Origin of the sequence: Paracoccus sp. SCSIO 75233 (assembly GCF_027912675.1) — a bacterium.
Classification (GTDB): domain Bacteria; phylum Pseudomonadota; class Alphaproteobacteria; order Rhodobacterales; family Rhodobacteraceae; genus Paracoccus.
In genome coordinates this window covers 2,431,243-2,450,208 of the sequence record NZ_CP115757.1, presented here as the reverse complement: position 1 = coordinate 2,450,208, position 18,966 = coordinate 2,431,243, and the positions used below count along the sequence as shown (strand labels likewise).

At 63.5% G+C, this 18,966-nt stretch carries 19 protein-coding genes; 13 read left to right on the top strand and 6 right to left on the bottom strand.

Annotated elements, in window-relative coordinates; genetic code table 11:
• Window positions 1-20: 20 nt before the first annotated feature.
• Window positions 21-2,300, bottom strand: a complete 2,280-nt coding sequence (locus tag PAF12_RS11965; protein WP_271107172.1) for an NADP-dependent malic enzyme — start codon at window positions 2,298-2,300, stop codon at window positions 21-23.
• Between the two features lie 241 nt (window positions 2,301-2,541).
• Here PAF12_RS11965 and PAF12_RS11960 point away from each other — a divergent pair, with 241 nt between their 5' ends.
• The 6 genes from PAF12_RS11960 (at window position 2,542) to PAF12_RS11935 (ending at window position 8,292) form a co-directional block, all read left to right on the top strand.
• Window positions 2,542-2,940 carry a cytidine deaminase gene (locus PAF12_RS11960; protein ID WP_368045143.1) on the top strand — a complete coding sequence of 133 codons (399 nt, stop codon included), beginning with the start codon at window positions 2,542-2,544 and terminating at the stop codon, window positions 2,938-2,940.
• The gene (locus PAF12_RS11955) at window positions 2,937-4,295 is read left to right on the top strand and encodes a thymidine phosphorylase (protein WP_271107170.1); all 1,359 of its coding nucleotides are present in this window, start codon (window positions 2,937-2,939) and stop codon (window positions 4,293-4,295) included. The genes PAF12_RS11960 and PAF12_RS11955 overlap by 4 nt, the downstream gene beginning before the upstream one ends.
• Entirely contained in the window at window positions 4,292-5,470 is a 1,179-nt protein-coding gene (locus tag PAF12_RS11950) for a phosphopentomutase (protein WP_271107169.1), read from the top strand. Before PAF12_RS11955 ends, PAF12_RS11950 begins: the two co-directional genes overlap by 4 nt.
• A 17-nt stretch (window positions 5,471-5,487) precedes the next feature.
• Window positions 5,488-6,474 carry an adenosine deaminase gene (locus PAF12_RS11945; protein WP_271109699.1) on the top strand — a complete coding sequence of 329 codons (987 nt, stop codon included), beginning with the start codon at window positions 5,488-5,490 and terminating at the stop codon, window positions 6,472-6,474.
• Window positions 6,475-6,538: 64 nt separating this feature from the next.
• On the top strand, window positions 6,539-7,174 hold the full coding sequence (gene upp, locus PAF12_RS11940; RefSeq protein ID WP_271107168.1) for a uracil phosphoribosyltransferase: 636 nt from the start codon (window positions 6,539-6,541) through the stop codon (window positions 7,172-7,174).
• A 194-nt stretch (window positions 7,175-7,368) separates the two neighbouring features.
• Window positions 7,369-8,292, top strand: coding sequence for an SPOR domain-containing protein (locus tag PAF12_RS11935; RefSeq protein ID WP_271107167.1), 924 nt, complete (start codon window positions 7,369-7,371; stop codon window positions 8,290-8,292).
• Between the two features lie 15 nt (window positions 8,293-8,307).
• On the opposite strand, the gene PAF12_RS11930 is transcribed toward PAF12_RS11935, so the two are convergent.
• From PAF12_RS11930 to PAF12_RS11920, 3 genes are read right to left on the bottom strand one after another with little or no spacing between them, the layout of a single operon-like run.
• Window positions 8,308-9,351, bottom strand: coding sequence for a hypothetical protein (locus PAF12_RS11930; RefSeq protein WP_271107166.1), 1,044 nt, complete (start codon window positions 9,349-9,351; stop codon window positions 8,308-8,310).
• 51 nt (window positions 9,352-9,402) lie between these two features.
• Complete coding sequence (gene rpoH / locus PAF12_RS11925) at window positions 9,403-10,308, bottom strand: RNA polymerase sigma factor RpoH (RefSeq protein WP_271107165.1); 906 nt, start codon at window positions 10,306-10,308, stop codon at window positions 9,403-9,405.
• Between the two features lie 19 nt (window positions 10,309-10,327).
• Window positions 10,328-11,371, bottom strand: a complete 1,044-nt coding sequence (locus tag PAF12_RS11920) for an RluA family pseudouridine synthase (RefSeq protein WP_271107164.1) — start codon at window positions 11,369-11,371, stop codon at window positions 10,328-10,330.
• On the opposite strand from PAF12_RS11920, the gene PAF12_RS11915 reads away from it, so the two are divergent.
• Window positions 11,370-11,711, top strand: coding sequence for a DUF6476 family protein (locus tag PAF12_RS11915; protein WP_271107163.1), 342 nt, complete (start codon window positions 11,370-11,372; stop codon window positions 11,709-11,711). The two genes, PAF12_RS11920 and PAF12_RS11915, sit on opposite strands and share 2 nt — an antisense overlap.
• On the opposite strand, the gene PAF12_RS11910 is transcribed toward PAF12_RS11915, so the two are convergent.
• Entirely contained in the window at window positions 11,702-11,959 is a 258-nt protein-coding gene (locus PAF12_RS11910) for an accessory factor UbiK family protein (protein WP_271107162.1), read from the bottom strand. The two genes, PAF12_RS11915 and PAF12_RS11910, sit on opposite strands and share 10 nt — an antisense overlap.
• Window positions 11,960-12,080: 121 nt before the next feature.
• Here PAF12_RS11910 and lgt point away from each other — a divergent pair, with 121 nt between their 5' ends.
• The 3 genes from lgt to pgeF are packed head-to-tail and all read left to right on the top strand — an operon-like array spanning window position 12,081 to window position 14,759.
• A complete protein-coding gene (gene lgt / locus PAF12_RS11905) occupies window positions 12,081-12,944 on the top strand; it encodes a prolipoprotein diacylglyceryl transferase (protein WP_271107161.1) in 864 nt (287 codons plus the stop codon).
• The gene (locus PAF12_RS11900) at window positions 12,941-14,011 is read left to right on the top strand and encodes a class I SAM-dependent methyltransferase (RefSeq protein WP_271107160.1); all 1,071 of its coding nucleotides are present in this window, start codon (window positions 12,941-12,943) and stop codon (window positions 14,009-14,011) included. The genes lgt and PAF12_RS11900 overlap by 4 nt, the downstream gene beginning before the upstream one ends.
• Complete coding sequence (gene pgeF / locus PAF12_RS11895; RefSeq protein WP_271107158.1) at window positions 13,995-14,759, top strand: peptidoglycan editing factor PgeF; 765 nt, start codon at window positions 13,995-13,997, stop codon at window positions 14,757-14,759. Before PAF12_RS11900 ends, pgeF begins: the two co-directional genes overlap by 17 nt.
• 133 nt (window positions 14,760-14,892) lie before the next feature.
• Here the strand turns inward: pgeF and PAF12_RS11890 are convergent, their stop codons facing one another.
• Window positions 14,893-15,390: an Lrp/AsnC family transcriptional regulator gene (locus tag PAF12_RS11890; RefSeq protein ID WP_271107157.1), complete on the bottom strand. Its 498-nt coding sequence runs from the start codon at window positions 15,388-15,390 to the stop codon at window positions 14,893-14,895.
• A 174-nt stretch (window positions 15,391-15,564) separates the two neighbouring features.
• Here PAF12_RS11890 and trxB point away from each other — a divergent pair, with 174 nt between their 5' ends.
• The 3 genes from trxB (at window position 15,565) to PAF12_RS11875 (ending at window position 18,941) form a co-directional block, all read left to right on the top strand.
• Window positions 15,565-16,554 carry a thioredoxin-disulfide reductase gene (gene trxB / locus PAF12_RS11885; protein WP_271107156.1) on the top strand — a complete coding sequence of 330 codons (990 nt, stop codon included), beginning with the start codon at window positions 15,565-15,567 and terminating at the stop codon, window positions 16,552-16,554.
• Window positions 16,555-16,588: 34 nt separating this feature from the next.
• Window positions 16,589-17,062 (top strand): hypothetical protein, encoded by a 474-nt coding sequence (locus PAF12_RS11880; RefSeq protein ID WP_271107155.1) that lies wholly within the window; start codon window positions 16,589-16,591, stop codon window positions 17,060-17,062.
• A gap of 169 nt (window positions 17,063-17,231) precedes the next feature.
• A complete protein-coding gene (locus PAF12_RS11875; RefSeq protein ID WP_271107154.1) occupies window positions 17,232-18,941 on the top strand; it encodes a bifunctional sulfate adenylyltransferase/adenylylsulfate kinase in 1,710 nt (569 codons plus the stop codon).
• The last annotated feature ends 25 nt before the right edge of the window (window positions 18,942-18,966 follow it).

Sequence of the window (18,966 nt, the reverse complement as noted above, 5' to 3'; positions counted from 1 at the left end):
CGGGTGCCGGGGCTGAGCGCTTACTCGTAATGCGCGACCGGGGTTCCGGCGATGGCTGACATGTTCAGCAGCCCGCGCGCCGTGATCGAAGCGGTGACGATATGGGCACGGTTGCCCATCCCCATCAGGATCGGCCCGACCTCCAGCCCGCCTGCCTTGGTTTTCAGGATGTTGCGCACACCCGATGCGGTATCGGTGCCTGCGAAGATCAGCACATTCGCAGCACCCTCCAGCCGGGAGCCGGGGAAGATGCGGCTGCGGATTTCCGGGTCGAGGGCCGCGTCGATATGCATTTCCCCGTCGAAATTGAAATCGACCTCGCGGTCGTGCAGGATCTCCATCGCTGCCCGCATACGCTGGCCGGAATCGGTTTCGAGATTGCCGAATTGTGAGTGGCTGCACAGCGCGATATGCGGCTCCAGCCCGAAGCGGCGGACATGGCGCGCGGCACCGATGGCGGTCTTCGCGATCTCCTCCGGCGTCGGGGAATGATGGACCTGCGTGTCGGCGATGAACAGCGGGCCGTCCTCAAGGATGATCATCGACAGCGCGCCCTGCGGGTACAGTCCGCCGCGACCGAGGATCTGGGTGATGTAGTTCAGGTGCCAGCTATATTGCCCGAACGTGCCGCAAAGCAGGCTGTCCGCCTCGCCCCGATGGACCATGACGCTGCCGATGGCGGTCAGATTGGTGCGCATGATTGCGCGCGCGAGATCAGGCGTGACGCCGCGCCTTGCCATCAACTCGTGATAGGTCTCCCAATATTCGCGATAGCGCGGATCGTTTTCCGGGTTCACGATCTGGAAATCCTTGTCCGGGCGGATCGGCAGTCCCGCACGCTCGGCCCGCATCTCGATCACCTCCGGGCGGCCGATCAGGATCGGGACATCGGTGGTTTCTTCCAGCATCGCATTTGCGGCGCGGAGCACACGTTCGTCCTCCCCCTCGGCGAAGACGATGCTGCGTGAGGCGGTTCCTGCGGCCTCGAAAACCGGACGCATGATGAGGGCGGAGCGGAAGACGGAGCCGTCGAGCTTGCGCTTATAAGCCTCGATATCCTCGATGGGCCGGGTCGCGACGCCCGATTCCATTGCCGCTTTCGCAACGGCGGTCGACACGACGCCGATCAGACGCGGATCGAAGGGCTTGGGGATCAGATATTCCGGCCCGAAGGTCAGCGTCTCGCCGCGATAGGCTGCGGCGGCTTCGGCGGCGGTCGTGGCGCGGGCAAGGGCGGCGATGCCTTCGATACAGGCAAGCTGCATTTCATCGTTGATCTGCGTCGCCCCCACATCGAGCGCGCCGCGGAAGATGAACGGGAAGCACAGGACGTTGTTCACCTGATTGGGAAAATCGCTGCGGCCCGTGGCGATCACGGCGTCGGGCGCGACCTCCTTCGCCTCGTCCGGCATGATTTCCGGTGTCGGGTTGGCAAGCGCGAAGATCACCGGACGCCCGGTCATTTTCGCCACCATTTCCTTTTTCAGCACGCCGGGGCCGGAGAGGCCAAGGAACATATCCGCGCCGTCGATCACCTCATCCAGCGTCCGAAGATCGCTGTCCTGCGCGTATTCCGCCTTTTGCGGCGTCATATCCTCGGTCCGGCCTTTATAGACAAGACCGCGAATATCGCAGAGCCACACATTCTCGCGCCGCACACCCAGTTTCAGCAGCATGTTCAGGCAGGCAATCCCGGCCGCGCCGCCGCCGGTGGAGACGATCTTGATGTCCTCGAATTTCTTGCCGACGACGCGCAGCGCATTGGTGGCCGCCGCGCCCACAACGATGGCAGTGCCGTGTTGGTCGTCGTGGAAGACCGGGATATTCATCGTTTCGCGGCAGATCTTTTCGACGATGAAGCAGTCCGGGGCCTTGATGTCCTCCAGATTGATCGCGCCGAAGCTGGGCTCAAGGCTCTGCACGATGGCGGCGAGTTTTTCCGGATCGGTCTGGTCGATTTCCAGATCGAAACAGTCGATATTGGCGAATTTCTTGAACAGAACCGCCTTGCCTTCCATCACCGGCTTGGATGCCAGCGGGCCGATATTGCCCAGCCCCAGAACCGCCGAGCCGTTCGATACGACGGCCACAAGGTTGCCTCGTGCGGTATAACGCGCGGCATCCGCCGGATTGTCCTTGATCTCCATACAGGCATCGGCCACGCCGGGGCTGTAGGCGCGGGCCAGATCGCGGCCATTGGCGAGGGGCTTGGTCGCGCGTACCTCCAGCTTACCGGGGCGCGGAAATTCGTGGTAATCCAGAGCGGGCGTGCGGGGTTTGTCCTGTCGGCGGTCTTCCATCTGCGTTCCTTCTCTGCCTGTCACCACGGCGCGTGCCGGTAAAATACTGATCTCGTTCAGCGTTAAACCAGTTTCGCAGAGCTTCACAAGCAGTCCACCCCGAACCGGGACAAAACAGTTTGTGGGGAAAGCGAAAGATCGTTCGCGGGTCAGCTATTGCCGGTTCGAAGGATTAACCAATCGGCAACTTGCATCCGCGCACGCGACCGCGCAGAGTTTGCCGACCAGATCGGAGAGTCCCATGTCGCTTCTTGATGCCGCCCGCGAGGTGCGCGAGGTCGCCTATGCGCCCTATTCCAATTTCAAGGTTGGTGCCGCCGTGCGCGGCGCATCGGGGGCGATCTATCGCGGCTGCAATGTGGAGAACGTGGCCTATCCCGAAGGCACCTGTGCCGAGGCCGGGGCGATTGCCGCCATGATCGCAGCGGGCGAGACACGGCTGACGGAGGTCGCGGTGATCGCGGATTCGCCCAGCCCGGTGCCGCCTTGCGGGGGCTGTCGGCAGAAGCTGGCCGAATTCGGCGATGGAAAGACCCCGGTGCTGCTGGCTACGACCGCCGGTGCGACGGAGGCTACGACGATTGGCGGATTGCTGCCGGGTCGGTTCGATGCGGGCCATATGGAAGGCGCCGCCCCGTGACCTCCCGCGCCGCCGATGCGGGGCAGGGGCGGGTCGATCCACGCCCCGTCATCGCGCGGCTGCGTGAGGGGAACGGGTTGGATCAGGACGGGGCCCGGGTGATCGCACAGGGGCTGGCGGATGGTTCCGTCTCCGACGCGCAGGCTGCAGCGTTTGCGATGGCGGTGCTGCTGCGGGGGCTGAGCGCCGAGGGCAGGACCGCGCTGACCGCCGCGATGCGCGATTCCGGCGATGTGCTGCACTGGGATCTGCCCGGCCCTGTGGTCGACAAGCATTCGACCGGGGGGATTGGCGATACGGTGTCGCTCGTCCTCGCACCGGTGTTGGCGGCATGCGGGGCCTACGTGCCAATGATCTCTGGCCGGGGGCTTGGCCATACGGGCGGCACGCTGGACAAGCTGGAGGCGATCCCCGGTTTCAACTGCGATCTGTCGGAGGCGGCATTCCGCCGTCAGGTGCGGGAAATCGGCTGTGCCATCGTCTCGGCGACGGCGGATCTGGCACCCGCCGACCGCAGGCTTTATGCGATACGGGACGAGGCGGCCTGCGTCCCTTCGGTCGATCTGATTACCGCGTCGATCCTGTCGAAGAAGCTGGCGGCAGGGCTGGATGCGCTGGTGATGGATGTGAAATCCGGCTCGGGCGCGTTTCTGGGTTCGGCGGAGGAGGTGCAGGATCTGGCCCGCTCGCTGGTGGCGACGGCAAACGCCGCCGGGTGCCGGACTTCCGCGATGATTTCCGACATGGACCAGCCGCTCGCCCGCGCCGCCGGAAACGGGCTGGAGGTGCGGGAGGCGATTGCGGCGTTACGCGGCGCGCCCTCGGCCCTGCGTGACCTGTCATTGTCGCTGGCGGCGGAGGTGCTGGCACTGGTCGGTGAGGAACAACCGCTGACCAAGGTGACGGCGGCACTTGAGTCGGGTCACGCGGCGGAGGTTTTCGCGCGGATGGTCGCAGCCCAGGGCGGCCCTGCCGATGTTCTGGACAACCCCGACCAGCATCTTCCTACAGCCCCGGTGATCCGACCGATCCCGGTGCCGGAGGGGTATGTGGCGCAAATAGATGCTGCGGCCCTCGGTCAGGCGGTGATCGCTCTCGGCGGCGGACGGGTTCGCGCGGGCGATGCCATTGACCACCGGGTCGGCCTGTCGGGGTTGCGGCGTCTGGGCGAACCGACGGAGGGGCAGATCGGTCTGGTCCATGCCCGCACAGAAGCGGATGCGGATGGCGCGATTGCCGCCGTGCTGGCTGCGTACCGCATTACTGAGCAGCCAGTTGATCCCGGCCCGCTGATACGCGATCACATAAAGGCTCCGGCGAAACAGGGGGCTGATAAAATCGAGGCGGGCGAATGAGCAGGGCGTTTCTGGTGGTCATGGACTCGGTCGGTATCGGCGGCGCGCCGGATGCCGACCGCTTCTACAACGATGGCCGTCCCGATACCGGGGCGAATACCGTTCTGCACATGGCCGAGGCCGGGCGGCTGGACCTGCCCAATCTCGACCGTCTCGGGCTGGGTGCCGCGCTGCGCCTTGCCTCCGGGCTGGATGCGCCAGGACTGGGGGCCACGCCCGAAGGGCTGTGGGGGGCTGCGACGGAGATTTCGCCGGGCAAGGACACGCCGTCAGGCCATTGGGAAATCGCCGGGGTGCCGGTGCCGTGGGACTGGCATTATTTTCCCGATACCCAGCCGAGCTTTCCGCCGGATGTCACGGCAAGAGTGTGCGAACTGGCGGGCACGGACGGTATTCTGGGCGACAAGCACGCCTCCGGCACCGTCATCATGGACGAGCTGGGCGAGGCGCATCTGCAAACTGGCTGGCCGATCTGCTACACCTCTGCCGACAGCGTGTTCCAGATCGCTGCGCATGAGGACGCCTTTGGCCTCGACCGGCTTCTGAAGCTCTGCGAAGATCTCGCCCCAATGCTGCACCAAATGAAAGTGGGCCGGGTCATTGCGAGGCCGTTCGTAGGCCAACCCGGCAGCTTTCAGCGAACCGCGAACCGGCGTGATTTCGCGGTGCCGCCGCCCTCGGACACGATCCTCGACATTGCGATGCGGGCCGGGCGGGCCACCCATGCCATCGGGAAAATCGGGGATATTTTCAGCCATCGGGGCATCAGCGCATTGCACAAGGGGACATCCGACGCCGCACTTGCCGAACACCTGCTGCGCCTGCTGGACGAGGCCGAGCCGGGCAGCCTGACCTTCGCCAATTTCGTGGAGTTTGACAGCCTGTATGGTCATCGCCGCGACATTGCCGGATATGCCGCCCATCTGGAGTGGTTTGACGGGATCGTCGGGCAGGCGCTGCAAAAGCTGCGTCCCGGCGATCTGATCCTGTTCACCGCCGATCATGGCAACGATCCGTCATGGACCGGCACCGATCACACGCGGGAGAGGGTGCCGGTTCTGGGCGCTGGTCCGGGTGCGCGCGCCGTGGGGCAGGTGGGGTTTTCGGATATTGGGGCCAGTGTGATGGCGCATCTCGGGCTGGCGCTGCCGGGGCACGGGAAGAGCTTTCTCTGACGCAGGGGTTGGATGTGATGAAAGATATAAAGAAAATCGAACTCCACCTGCATCTGGAAGGCGCCGCCCCGCCCGGTTTCATTCGCGGGCTGGCGGCGGAGAAGCAGACCGATCTGGCGCAGATTTTCGATGAACGCGGGAACTACCGCTATCGCGACTTCGCCGATTTCCTGCGTGTCTATGAGGCTGCGACATCCGTTATCACCTCGCCGCAGGACTATGCGCGACTGCTGCGTGAGGTCTTGCAGAATTGCGGCGAGCAGGGTGCAGTTTATGCCGAGCTGTTCGTGTCGCCCGAATTTTGCGGCGGCGGCGATCTGATTGCATGGCGCGATTACCTCGGCGCGCTGGAGGAGGTCGCGACGGAGATGCGCGCGCAAGGTATCGACAGCCGTGCCATTCTGACCGCGATCCGCCATTTCGGTCCCGAACGCGCCCGGAAATCCGCAATCTGCGCGGCGGAGACCGGCAGCGAGGACGGGACCGCCTGGGTGGCCGGCTTCGGCATGGGCGGCGCGGAAACCGTAGGGAACGCAAGCGATTTCGCGTGGAGCTTCGATTGCGCGCGCGAGGCTGGGCTTGGCCTGACCTGTCACGCGGGCGAATGGGCTGGCCCGCAATCGATTCGCAATGTGCTGGACCTCGGCGTCAGCCGCATCGGTCACGGTGTCCATGTGGTTCAGGATGCCGAACTGATGCGCGATCTGGCCGAACGAGGCATCGTGCTTGAGGTCTGTCCCGGCTCCAATATCGCGCTTGGGATCTATCCCGACTGGCAGGATCACCCGATTGCGAGGCTCGCGGATGCGGGGGTCCGGGTCACGGTTTCTACCGACGATCCGCCCTTCTTCCACACCACGCTGAGCCATGAATATGAACGCCTGCATGACGCATTCGGCTGGGGCGAGGCGGAGTTTGCGGAACTGAACCGAACCGCCGCCGAAGCTGCCTTCTGCGACCGGGAGACGCGCACGCGTCTCGGCAAGCTGTTCGACCAGCCATAGACAGAAGGCTCCGGCTAAGGCTAGGACGGTTTCACCCCGACGATCCGCCGACAGGAGAGCGCATATGTCCGACCAGCATCTGACCGTTGTTCAGCATCCTCTGGTGCAGCACAAGCTGACCCTGATGCGCGACAAGGCGACCTCCACGGCCGGGTTCCGGCAGCTTCTGCGCGAGATCAGCCTGCTGCTGGCCTATGAGGTGACGCGCGAGCTTCCGCTTGCGACCCGGCGGATCGAGACGCCGTTGCAGCCGATGGACGCGCCGATGCTGGAGGGCAAAAAACTTGCGCTTGTCTCTATCCTGCGGGCGGGGAACGGGTTGCTGGACGGGATCCTCGAACTGATCCCCTCTGCGCGGGTTGGGTTTGTCGGGCTTTATCGCGACCCCGAAACGCTACAGCCGGTGCAGTATTATTCGAAATTGCCCGCCGGTCTGGATGAGCGGCTGACCATCGTGGTCGACCCGATGCTGGCCACGGGCAATTCGTCGGCAGCCGCGATTGACCTCATTAAACAGGCGGGCGCGACCGACATCCGCTTTCTGTGCCTGTTGGCCGCGCCGGAGGGGGTGGCGCGGATGAAGGATGCGCATCCCGACGTGGCGATTGTCACGGCGGCGCTGGACGAACGGCTGGACGATCACGGCTATATCGTTCCCGGTCTGGGTGATGCGGGTGACCGGATGTTCGGCACCAAGTGAGGCATTAACCCCACGTCAGCACGATCTGGGTAGAACGGTCAAAAGGCTGATTCGGCGGGTCGATGGGTTTTCTGTGTAAGGTATTTCTATCTGTCCTCGTGGTCCTCTGGGCCGGGTCGGGATTTGCCCGGCAGCCCGCGGAACTACCGCCGCGCGACTTTCCCGGCAGGCAATATATCGACAGCCTGGGATGCGTGTTCCTTCGCAACGGTCATAGCTGGACCGCGCGGATGGACGACTACGACATGCCGATCTGCGGCTTTCCGCCGAGCCTGGTCGCGAACGCCGGAGCGGAAGATGTCGGGGATGAACCAGACGGCCTTGCAGATGTGATCGCGGAGGCGGAGCGGGAGATTGCGGCGGCGTTGTATGACGGGCCCGAGCCTGCCGTCGTGGCGGACGACGCTGAACCCCGCCCGTCTGAAAAGCGTGATCGCCGGAAAACAACCGGCACGGCGCAACGGCAGGCCGTGCTCAAGGGGCTGACCGCCGAAATCACCGAAGCGATTGAGGTTGCGAAGGCTGTGGAGATACGTCCGGCGTTGCCGGGTAGTGCGGATCGCCTGTGCGGGCTGCTCGGGCTACAGGCAGCCGGTTCAGGACATGGTTTGGGTTTTACGGACCCGACCGGCGGGTTCTGCGCTGGCGGAGAGGCGATGCCTTCGGATGGGTTAAGCAGTTTCGCGGCTGCTGCGGCACGACCGCAAGGCATGCGCGAGGTGAAGCGTATATCGCCCAATCTGGCTGCCGCTGCGCCTTCTGCTGTTCGCAGACCGCCAGTGAAACCGGGCGTGTCCGACCGTCGGCGGGTCAGCAAAGGAAACGCGACCGACAATCGGAATACACATCGCCGGACCGCAAGAATCGCGCCGCCGGAAACCGTCGAACGCATCCCTGCCCATGCACGCTATATCCAGATCGGGCGTTTCGAGGCGGCAGGGGTCAGGATTGCCGCGAATGCCCTGATGAAACTCGGCTACCCGGTCGTGCGGCAGCGGATCGATGACCCGGAGGAGAAACGCGCCGTCATGGCCGGTCCGTTCCAATCGCGGGAGAGGCTGATCGCGGCGCTCAACAGGCTCAGGCGGGCTGGCTATCGAAATGCCGTGGCGCGGTAAGCCAGACCCGGAAACTCAGCCTCGCCCGACGCAAATCTGCTGAAGCGTGTTCCAGTCCCGCTCGCTCAGCACGGGCGGGCTGGGCCGGGTGCGAAACGGGTCGGCTTCGGTCAGGGTGGCGGCTGTGTGGCCCCCGTCATCAAGCGTTGTCGCATAGGCCGTGCTGGGAATTTGGGCATCGGTGAACGCGGCGATCAGTTCCGCATCGCTTGGGTGGGGGTCCGCGTCTCGCAAAAGGGCGTCTTCCAGCCCCGCAAGCGCATTGTCCGACAGCTTGCCGCTGGTCAGAAGGCTCATGACCTGCCGCAGCCCCGCCCCTTCAAGCACGACACGCAGGGGATCGTTCAGTTCCGCCTCAAGCTGCGCGACGAGCAGATGGCCAGCCAGCGCCTCCGGCTCCTTCTGCTGCTGGATCAGGGCGGCATCTGCGATCAGCATCTGCCCGGGCAACATGATCGCGCCCGGCACATGCTCGGGCAACACAACGATCCGGGTGTCGCCCGGCAGCCCGATGCGGCGCGACAACCGGATCAGGGTCGCTTCAGCAGCAGGGTCGCGACAGGGTGCGCCGGTGATGGCGGTGATCCGGTTCAGCAGCGCAGTGCCGATGGCTGACCGCTCTGCCGCCGGGGTAATGCGGACAGCATAGTCGCGCAACGCTCCGGGCAGCCAGATGATCCCGGCGATCAGCATGGCGATGAAAGCGGCGATTGTCAGGCTTCCCCGCAGACGCCCCGGATGGCTGTGGCGGGCGGCGATTGCGGTCTGCACCTTGTCAATCGCCTCGATCATCAGCGTGTCATCGATCTCCAGCGTCTCGTGGCTCTGATCGCCCTTGACTGCAGCGGGAATATAGATGGCAGGCATCTTGCCGGGGTTGGTCCGTTCAACCGCCGGAAGCGACCAGTGTGTCAAAGGCTTATCCGATTTCGGATCGCTCAGGATCAGCGTCGCTTCACCAATGGAAACGATCACCTCACGCGGCGCTTCACCCGGTGCGGAGCGCCAGTTTCCCTGTGCCTCCAGCCTCTGAAATTGCTTGAGCGCGGTCGAGCGCATGCGGGCCTACTTGTTACTACGCCGGTAGCATGGGCTGTCCGCACCCCGCCGTCAATCATCCGTCGCGATAGCCATTCCTTTGTCGCGGGCAAGGTCGCGCATCCGGTCCTGCAACTTCTCGAACGCACGCACCTCGATCTGGCGGATACGCTCGCGCGAGACATTGTAGCGGCCCGACAGCTCTTCCAGTGTCAGGGGGTCGTCGCGCAAGCGGCGTTCCATAAGAATGTCCTTCTCACGGTCGTTCAGCACATCCATGGCCTGAACCAGCATTTCGCGCCGCAGGTTAAGTTCATCAGCTTCGGCATAGGCCCCCGCCTGATCGGCGTCCTCGTCCTCCAGCCAGTCCTGCCACTGCGCCGTCGAATCGCCATCAGCGGAGCCGACCGTCGCATTCAGCGAGGCATCCGAACCGGCCATCCGGCGGTTCATGTCGATGACTTCCTGTTCCGTCACATTCAGATCGTCCGCGATCCGGGTGACGTTTTCAGGACGAAGATCGCCTTCCTCAAGCGCGCCGATCCGGTTCTTGGCCTTGCGCAGGTTGAAGAACAGTTTCTTCTGCCCCGAGGTCGTACCCATCTTCACCAGCGACCACGAACGCAGGATATATTCCTGGATCGAGGCGCGGATCCACCACATCGCATAGGTCGCCAGCCGGAAACCTTTCTCCGGGTCGAACCGTTTCACGGCCTGCATAAGCCCGACATTCGCCTCCGAGATCACCTCGGCCTGCGGCAGACCGTAACCGCGATAACCCATGGCGATCTTTGCCGCCAGCCGCAGGTGAGAGGTCACAAGCTTATGCGCCGCCTCGCTGTCCTCATGATCGGTCCACGCCTTTGCCAGCATGTACTCCTCCTCCGGTTCCAGAAGCGGGAACTTCCGGATTTCCTGAAGGTAGCGGTTCATCCCCTGTTCGGGGCTGGGGGCGGGAAGGTTTGTGTAATTGGCCATGACTATCTCTCGCAGAAAATCAACGCGGGGCTGAGGGGCTGGTTCCGCGCAGCTCTTGTAACAATGCCTGCATATCGGCAGGCAGCGGTGAAGTGAATTCCAGATGCGCGCCGTCAATCGGGTGCTCAAAACCGAGTCGGGCGGCGTGCAGGGCCTGACGCGGAAACGCCTGTACATGCTGGGCCGCTGCACCAAGGGCGCGCGTGGAGGCCTTGCGCGATCCACCATAGACCGGATCGCCGATCAGCCCAAGCCCCGCATGCGCCATATGCACGCGGATCTGATGGGTCCGGCCCGTCTCCAGCCGGCACTCGACAAGCATCGCAGCGGGTGGCGTGCCGAAGCTCTCCAGCATCCGGGCGCGGGTGATCGCATGACGTCCCCGCTCACCCTCGAAATAAACCGCCTGACGCTGGCGGTCGCTTGGGTGCCGGTCGAGGCGGGAGGCGATCTTCAGCACCCCGCCCGGCTCGAAGCTGACCCCGCGGGTGCCGCGCAGCCGCGCATCGCCCGCGTCGATGATCCCATGCGCCAGCGCCAGATAGGCGCGGTCGGCACTATGCGCCTCGAACTGCGCGGCCAGTCCCTGATGCGCCCGGTCCGACTTCGCCGCGACCAGCAGGCCGGAGGTGTCCTTGTCGATCCGATGCACGATCCCCGGCCGCGCCTCGCCGCCGATGCCCGACAGGCTGCCCGCGCAGTGATGCAGCAGCGCGTTGACCAGCGTGCCGTCGGGGCTGCCCGGGGCGGGATGGACCACCATCCCGGCGGGCTTGTCGATCACGATCAGATCGTCATCCTCATAGGCGATGTTCAGCGGAATATCCTGCGGCAGCGTCTCCACCGGCGCGGGTTCGGGCAGGGTGACGCGATAGACCTCACCCGGCGCGACCTTGTGCTTGGCACTGTCCACCTGACCTGCAGGCCCGGACACGGTTCCATCCGCAATCAGCCGCGCGAGGCGGGAGCGTGACAGCGCCGCCTCCTCTGGCGCAAGATCGGCAAGCGCCTTATCAAGGCGTCCAGTCACGCCGTCGGGAATTGTCAGGATCAGTTCAGCCATGCAAAGCGACATAGATCATAAGCAGGGGCGGGGCGAGGGCCAGATGCCGGGGCACGACGATGCGCCGGTGCCGCATCTGCGCTTCCTCAAGCTGCTGGTCGGCGGGATGGCCGTTGCAATGGTACTGGGCCTCGCCGCCATCGTCGCAATCCTGTGGATACGCCTGAACACCCCCGACCTGCCCGATCTGCCCGACGCGGTCACGCTGCCCGAGGGCGCGGAACCCGCCGCCGTGACCTTTGCAGGCCAGCGGCTGATCGTTGTGACCGATGCGGGGGAGGTTCTTGTTTACGACGAAAGCGGCACCCTGAGCCAGCAGATCAGGCTGGATCAGCCCTGATCGCGGCCGCGTCCGGCCTCAAGCGCATCCAGACGGGCCTTGAGTTCGGCATTTTCCGTCCGCGCCTTGATCGCCATGTCGCGCACCGCGTCGAATTCCTCGCGGGTGACAAGGTTACGCTCGGCCAGCCAGCGGTCGATCCAGGAATTGAAGGCAGTTTCCGCCTCGTCCTTCGCACCCTGCGCCACACCCATGGCGTTCGTCATCATCTTCGACATATCGTCGAAGAACTTGTTTTGCGTGGACATATGTCCTCCTGAAATCTGTTTCGGGCTATATGGGGCGTCGTGCCGTTGGGTTCAATATCGCGTGCGGGATTGACACAGGCGCGCGGGCGGCTAGCGTGCCCGCGTCTAAAAAAGGACCGTCATGATACCGTTTCCCGACATCTCACCGGAAATCTTCACAATTTCACTGGGAGAGTTCCAGTTTTCACTGCGCTGGTACGCAATGGCCTATCTGGCCGGGCTCGTTCTGGGGGCATGGGCGGTCTGGCGGCTGATGAAGTCCGACCGCATCTGGGGCGACGCTGCCCCGATGGAGGCGGCGAAGGTCGAGGAATTGCTGACCTGGATCGTGGCCGGCGTGGTGATCGGCGGGCGGCTTGGCTTCGTGCTGTTCTATCAGCCGGGTTATTATCTGGCCAATCCGCTGCAAATCCTGAAGGTCTGGGAAGGCGGCATGGCCTTCCACGGCGGGTTTCTGGGCGTGGTCATCGCCGCATGGTGGTGGGCGCGGCGCAATGATGTCGAACCCTTGCGGTTGGCTGACGCGCTTGCCGTGGTCGCGCCGATCGGGCTTTTCTTTGGCCGGATTGCCAATTTCATCAATGCAGAGCTTTGGGGCCGTCCGACCGATCTGCCGTGGGGCGTGATCTTTCCGGGCGATGCGGCGCAGAATTGTCCGGGCGTTGAAGGGCTGTGCGCCCGTCATCCCAGCCAGCTTTATGAGGCCGGTCTGGAAGGGCTTCTTCTGGGGCTGGTCTTGTGGCTGCTGGTGTCCCGTGGCGGTCTTCGCAGGCCCGGTCTGGCGCTTGGCGTATTCCTGTCAGGTTACGCGCTCGCGCGGATCTTCGTGGAGTTCTTCCGGGTCGCGGATGCGCAGTTCATCACCCCGGACAACCCGCTGGGCCGGGTCGCGCTTGGGCTGAGCATGGGGCAGCTTTTGTCCCTGCCAATGCTGCTTCTGGGGCTGTTCTTCATCTATCGCGCGATGTCGCGACCGCCGAGATGACGCCGCTTTATCCGCTGATCACGGATGAAATCCGCCGCAGCGGGCCGATCTCGGTCGCGCGCTATATGGAGCTTTGTCTGCTGCATCCCGATTATGGCTACTACGCGACCCGGGACCCGTTCGGCGCGGCAGGGGATTTCACCACGGCGCCGGAGATCAGCCAGATGTTCGGCGAGTTGCTGGGCCTGTGTCTGGCGCAAGGATGGCTGGATCAGGGTCGGCCTGCGCCCTTTGCCCTGACCGAGATCGGGCCGGGTCGCGGGACGCTCATGGCCGATCTGTGGCGCGCCATCCGGGTTGTGCCGGGGATGCAGGACGCGGCAGAGCCAATCATGGTCGAGGCCTCGGCGCATCTGCGGGAGGTGCAGCGGACGCGGATCGACGGCGTCATGCATATAGATGATGTCAGCGACCTGCCGCAGAAGCCGCTTTTCCTGATCGCGAATGAGTTCTTCGACGCCCTGCCGATCCAGCAGTTTCAGCGCGGCAAAGATGGCTGGGCGGAGCGGTTGATCGGGCTTCAGGACGGGCGGCTGGCCTTTGGGCTGGGGCCGGTCATGCCGCTCGACCTGCCCGGACAGGAGGGCGAGGTGGTGGAGCGATGCCCGGCTGGCCCTGCGATTGCAGGCGAAATCGCCGAGCGGATCGCGGCGCATGGCGGCGTGGCGCTGATTGTCGATTACGGCGGCTGGAACGGGCGCGGAGACACGTTTCAGGCGCTGTCGCAGCACCGACCCGTTGATCCGCTGGCAGCCCCGGGGGAGGCGGATCTGACCGCGCATGTGGATTTCGCCCCGCTTGCTGCGGCGGCGGTTCAGGCTGGCTGCGAGGTCGGTTTTACAAATCAGGGCCAGCTATTACAGACGCTCGGTATTGCGGCGAGGGCCGAAAAACTTGCCGCTGCCGGTGATAAAGGCGCCCTCATCGCCGCGAGACGCTTGACCGATGCGGATGAAATGGGAGAGTTGTTTAGGGTGTTGGCGATTTGGCCGCGGGGGGCGGAGGCGCCTGCGGGGTTTGTCCGGATTGGCGGTGCAGCGGCGGGGAAAGATGAAACTTATGCTTGAAATCCTGACGCATGATCTGCTGGGCGGGGTCCGGCATGGCTTCTTCACGCGCAAGGGCGGGGCGAGTTCCGGTGTTTTTGCCGGGCTGAATTGCGGTCGCGGATCGGGTGACCAGCGTGATGTCGTAGCCACCAACCGGGATCGTGTGGCCGAGGCAATGGGCGTCGGGCCGGAGCGGCTGGCCGGTGTGCATCAGGTTCATTCCGCCGAGGTGGTGGTCGTCACCGAGCATGACGATATCAGCCAAATCAATGAGAACCGCGCCGATGCGATGGTCTCAACCGTGCCGGGCGTCGCGCTTTCGGTGCTGACGGCGGATTGCCAGCCGGTGCTGTTCGCGGACTCGGAAAACGGCGTGATCGGCGCGGCTCATGCGGGCTGGAAAGGCGCGCTGGCGGGGGTTCTGGAGGCCACGGCGGAGGCGATGCGGGGCCTGGGCGCGGAGAATATCAGGGCCGTGATCGGGCCGTCGATTTCGCAAAGGGCTTATGAGGTCGGCTGGGACTTCATGGAGGAATTCACTGCCGAGGAGCCTGAATATGCGAGATTTTTCGCAGGCGGCCCGGCGGGAAAGCCGATGTTCGACCTGCCCGGATTCGGGTTGACGAAACTGCGCGAAGCGGGGGTCGAGGCGGCGTGGACCGGACATTGCACCTATTCCGACGCGGAACGCTTCTTCTCCTACCGCCGTAGCACGCATAATGGGGAGCCGGATTACGGTCGGCTTATATCTGCGATCACGATCTGAGGCCGATTTCCGACCGCGCAATGCGTGCACAATCTGTACACCGCGCGTACACAGCTCGTACACCGGGCCGGTTCTGGATAAATCCGCCTGTGACATCCGCTGAAAGCTGAAAGAGGCGCGATCCGTCAGCGGCTCAGAATTCGTCGGGCTGTGATCCGATGAGGGAGATCGGTACGCCGGGTTCATCCTTCGCGCAGCGGATCACCATCGAGGTGCGGACCGAGGCGACATTCGGCGCGGCGGTCAGGTGCTGGGTCAGAAATCGCTGAAAGGCCGACAATTCGGGGGCGACGCATTTCAGGATAAAGTCGATTTCGCCGTTCAGCATGTGGCATTCGCGGACCAGCGGCCATGCCTCGGCGCGGCGTTCGAATTCGGCCAGTTCCGCATCAGACTGATTCGTCAGCCGGACCATTGCAAAGACCTGCACCTCGAAACCAAGCTGTTCCCGGTTGAGGGCGGCATGGTAGCCACGGATATATCCTGCCTCTTCCAGCACCCGGACCCGGCGCAGGCAGGGTGGGGCGGAAATGCCGACGCGGCGGGCCAGTTCGACATTTGTCATTCGGCCATCGGCCTGAAGCTCAGCCAGAATCTTGCGGTCGATGTCGTCAAGCTTGCTTGCAGCCATCCGATAACCTTCTGTCAATTTTTTGCTTAGCTATACCTTGGCCGGGTTTCGCGCAATATTATTTCGCAGATGCTGTTTTGCCCCATGCTGAAATCTGGCAAAATCGCGGTCGAGATTGAAGGCCGGGACGCGGCGCATTAGCTGTAGTGGCAACTCACAGGACAGGAGGGCGTCATGGCCCAAGAGCATCGCAAGCTTCTTATCATCGGGTCGGGACCGGCAGGTTATACGGCGGGCGTCTACGGCGCGCGCGCCATGCTGGAACCGCTGCTGATTCAGGGGATGCAGCCCGGCGGGCAGCTGACCATCACCACGGAGGTCGAGAACTGGCCGGGCGAGGCGGAGATTCAGGGCCCCGACCTGATGGTCAAAATGGAAGAACACGCCCGCGCCATGGGCACGGAAATCAAGTTCGACACGGTCAGCAAGCTGGACCTGTCGGCGCGCCCGTTCCGCGCCGAATGCGATTCCGGCGATGTGGTGACGGCGGATGCGGTGATCCTTGCCACCGGGGCGCAGGCGAAATGGCTGGGCCTGCCGAGCGAGGAGAAATTCAAGGGCTTCGGCGTTTCGGCCTGCGCGACCTGTGACGGTTTTTTCTATCGCGGCAAGGAAGTGATCGTCATCGGCGGCGGCAATACCGCCGTGGAAGAGGCGCTGTTCCTGACCAATTTCGCCAGCAAGGTGACGCTGATCCATCGGCGCGATGAATTGCGGGCAGAAAAGATCCTGCAACATCGTTTGCTGAAGAATCCGAAGATCGAATGTGTCTGGGATCACGAATTGGTCGAGGTTCTGGGCGAGGAAGACCCGCTGGGTGTCACCGGCGTGAAGGTTCGCAACGTCAAGACCGGCGCGGAACAGGTGATCGACGCCTCGGGCGCGTTCATTGCGATCGGGCATGCGCCAGCCTCGGAACTCGTCGTGGATCAGCTTGAATTGCACAACGGCAAATATGTGAAGGTGAAACCGGGGACGACGCAGACCTCAATCCCCGGTGTGTTCGCGGCGGGCGATCTGACCGATCATGTCTATCGGCAGGCGGTGACGAGCGCCGGGATGGGTTGCATGGCGGCGCTGGATGCCGAACGCTATCTGGCGGAGCTGGAGGATGCGGGCGCGCCTGCACCCGATGCCGCGCAGGTCGCGGAACCGGCAGAGTAAGCTGATGGCCCGGCGAATCGATGTCGATGACAAGATGCAGCAGGGCTACAGCTACGAGTTGACGTTGAAAACGGGCGAGGATTTCGCGGAAGGGTTCTCGCCCGATCTGACGCCGAAAGAGATGCTGGCGCTTGGGGTGTTTGGCGGTTGCTATATGACCGATTGTCAGGATGAATTTCCGGCGGATTGGTTTGAGGGCGCAAAACTGTCCCCCGGCAAGCCGGATAAAGAGATGAATTGTTTTGGCGTCCATGCCAGCCAGCCATTATCGGAATGGCGGCGCAAAGGTTGGATTCATGACGACGATCCGCGTGGTTGGTTCCAGTGGTATTGCCGTTATTTTATGGGCCGGCGTCATTCCGATGATGCGCGTCAGATTGGGCGTTGGCGCGCAATGCGTAGACATATCGGGCAGTTACGCAAGGCGTGCGATACGGGGGATGTATTTTGCCGCCCTCGGCAGAGGCAGGCAGTTTTGCATTGGGCTTATGACAGCCGGAAAATCTGATTGGGCGGCTATTAAATTCGCATTTCACGCATTTTTTTTGTCACGCATGGCAGCTAATTGGGCAATTGAGTTGAAAAGAAGTTAGCCGGGGGCTAAGGCGACCGGAGCTTTCGTCCGGCGCAATCCGCCCGGCGCAATTGATATATGAAAAGCCCACCGAGCATCTGACATGACCATAGCCAACCAGACCCCTATTCCTGAACTTTACGTCTCTGACGAGGCCGCCGCCGCGCTGAAGATCGATGCCGGCCATATGCCGAGCTGGGATTTGACCCCGCGCCAGATCTGCGATCTGGAACTGCTGATGAATGGCGGGTTCCATCCGCTGAAAGGGTTTCTGAGCGAAGCCGATTACGATGGCGTCGTGAAGGATATGCGGCTGGCCGACGGCTCGCTCTGGCCGATGCCGATCACGCTGGACGTGTCGGAGAAATTCGCCGAGGGGCTGGAGCCGGGGACGGATATTGCGCTGCGCGATCAGGAAGGCGTGATCCTGGCGGTCATGTCGGTGACGGATAAATGGGTGCCGAACAAGTCGCTTGAGGCGGAGAAGGTGTTCGGGGCCGACGATCTGGCGCATCCGGCGGTGAACTATCTGCATAATCAGGCGGGGCCGGTTTATCTGGGCGGTCCGGTGAAGGGTTTGCAGGCGCCGACGCATTACGATTTCCGCGGTCGCCGCAATACCCCGAACGAGCTGCGCGCGATGTTCAAGAAGCTGGGCTGGCGCAAGGTCGTGGTGTTCCAGACCCGCAACCCGCTGCACCGTGCCCATCAGGAGCTGACCTTCCGGGCCGCGCGTGAGGCGCAGGCGAACCTGATGATCCATCCGGTTGTCGGCATGACCAAGCCGGGCGACGTGGATCACTTTACCCGCGTGCGCTGCTACGAGGCGGTGCTGGACAAATATCCGCAGGCGACGACGACGCTGTCGCTGTTGAACCTCGCCATGCGGATGGCCGGTCCGCGCGAGGCGGTGTGGCACGGGCTGATCCGCCGCAATCACGGGGCGACGCATTTCATCGTCGGGCGCGATCATGCCGGTCCGGGCAAGAACTCCTCCGGGGAGGATTTCTACGGCCCCTATGACGCGCAGGAGCTGTTCCGTCAGCACGAGGACGAAATCGGCGTGAAGATGGTCGATTTCAAGCATATGGTCTATGTCGAGGAGCGTGCGCAATACGAGCCTGCCGACGAGATCGAGGATGGCGTGACGGTGCTGAATATCTCGGGCACCGAACTGCGCCGCCGTCTGCGCGAGGGGCTGGATATTCCCGAGTGGTTCAGCTTCCCGGAGGTGGTTCAGCAGCTTCGCCGGACGTCGCCGCCGCGTGCACAGCAGGGCTTCACGGTGTTCTTTACCGGGCTGTCGGGCAGCGGCAAATCCACCGTTGCAAACGCGCTGATGGTCAAGCTGATGGAGATGGGCGGGCGTCCGGTCACGCTGCTGGATGGCGACGTGGTGCGGAAGCATCTGTCCTCCGAACTGGGGTTCAGCAAGGAGCACCGGGACATCAACATTAAGCGGATCGGCTATGTCGCGTCCGAGATCACCAAGAATGGCGGCATCGCCATCTGCGCGCCGATCGCGCCTTACACCTCCACCCGCCGTGCCGTGCGCGAGATGGTGGAGCAATATGGGGCTTTCGCCGAGGTCCATGTCTCCACCCCTCTGGAGGAGTGCGAGCGTCGTGACCGCAAGGGGCTGTACAAGCTGGCGCGGGAAGGCAAGATCAAGGAATTCACCGGCATCTCGGACCCCTATGAAGAACCGCAGGCGCCCGAGCTGCGCGTGGACACCACCGATATCGACGTGGATAATGCCGCCCATCAGGTTCTGCTGAAGCTGGAGCAGATGGGCCTGATCGGGCTGAACTGAGCCTTTGAATTGAAGAAAATCGCGC

Bases quoted from the DNA above. Each gene is read 5' to 3' on its own strand.
- PAF12_RS11915 (WP_271107163.1), top strand. From the start codon at position 11,370: ATGCAAAGCGACATAGATCATAAGCAGGGGCGGGGCGAGGGCCAGATG.
- PAF12_RS11875 (WP_271107154.1), top strand. From the start codon at position 17,232: ATGACCATAGCCAACCAGACCCCTATTCCTGAACTTTACGTCTCTGAC.
- upp (WP_271107168.1), top strand. From the start codon at position 6,539: ATGTCCGACCAGCATCTGACCGTTGTTCAGCATCCTCTGGTGCAGCAC.
- PAF12_RS11960 (WP_368045143.1), top strand. From the start codon at position 2,542: ATGTCGCTTCTTGATGCCGCCCGCGAGGTGCGCGAGGTCGCCTATGCG.
- pgeF (WP_271107158.1), top strand. From the start codon at position 13,995: ATGAAACTTATGCTTGAAATCCTGACGCATGATCTGCTGGGCGGGGTC.
- PAF12_RS11950 (WP_271107169.1), top strand. From the start codon at position 4,292: ATGAGCAGGGCGTTTCTGGTGGTCATGGACTCGGTCGGTATCGGCGGC.
- lgt (WP_271107161.1), top strand. From the start codon at position 12,081: ATGATACCGTTTCCCGACATCTCACCGGAAATCTTCACAATTTCACTG.
- PAF12_RS11900 (WP_271107160.1), top strand. From the start codon at position 12,941: ATGACGCCGCTTTATCCGCTGATCACGGATGAAATCCGCCGCAGCGGG.
- PAF12_RS11930 (WP_271107166.1), bottom strand. From the start codon at position 9,351: ATGCGCTCGACCGCGCTCAAGCAATTTCAGAGGCTGGAGGCACAGGGA.
- PAF12_RS11965 (WP_271107172.1), bottom strand. From the start codon at position 2,300: ATGGAAGACCGCCGACAGGACAAACCCCGCACGCCCGCTCTGGATTAC.
- rpoH (WP_271107165.1), bottom strand. From the start codon at position 10,308: ATGGCCAATTACACAAACCTTCCCGCCCCCAGCCCCGAACAGGGGATG.
- PAF12_RS11890 (WP_271107157.1), bottom strand. From the start codon at position 15,390: ATGGCTGCAAGCAAGCTTGACGACATCGACCGCAAGATTCTGGCTGAG.
- PAF12_RS11910 (WP_271107162.1), bottom strand. From the start codon at position 11,959: ATGTCCACGCAAAACAAGTTCTTCGACGATATGTCGAAGATGATGACG.
- trxB (WP_271107156.1), top strand. From the start codon at position 15,565: ATGGCCCAAGAGCATCGCAAGCTTCTTATCATCGGGTCGGGACCGGCA.
- PAF12_RS11920 (WP_271107164.1), bottom strand. From the start codon at position 11,371: ATGGCTGAACTGATCCTGACAATTCCCGACGGCGTGACTGGACGCCTT.
- PAF12_RS11880 (WP_271107155.1), top strand. From the start codon at position 16,589: ATGCAGCAGGGCTACAGCTACGAGTTGACGTTGAAAACGGGCGAGGAT.
- PAF12_RS11945 (WP_271109699.1), top strand. From the start codon at position 5,488: ATGAAAGATATAAAGAAAATCGAACTCCACCTGCATCTGGAAGGCGCC.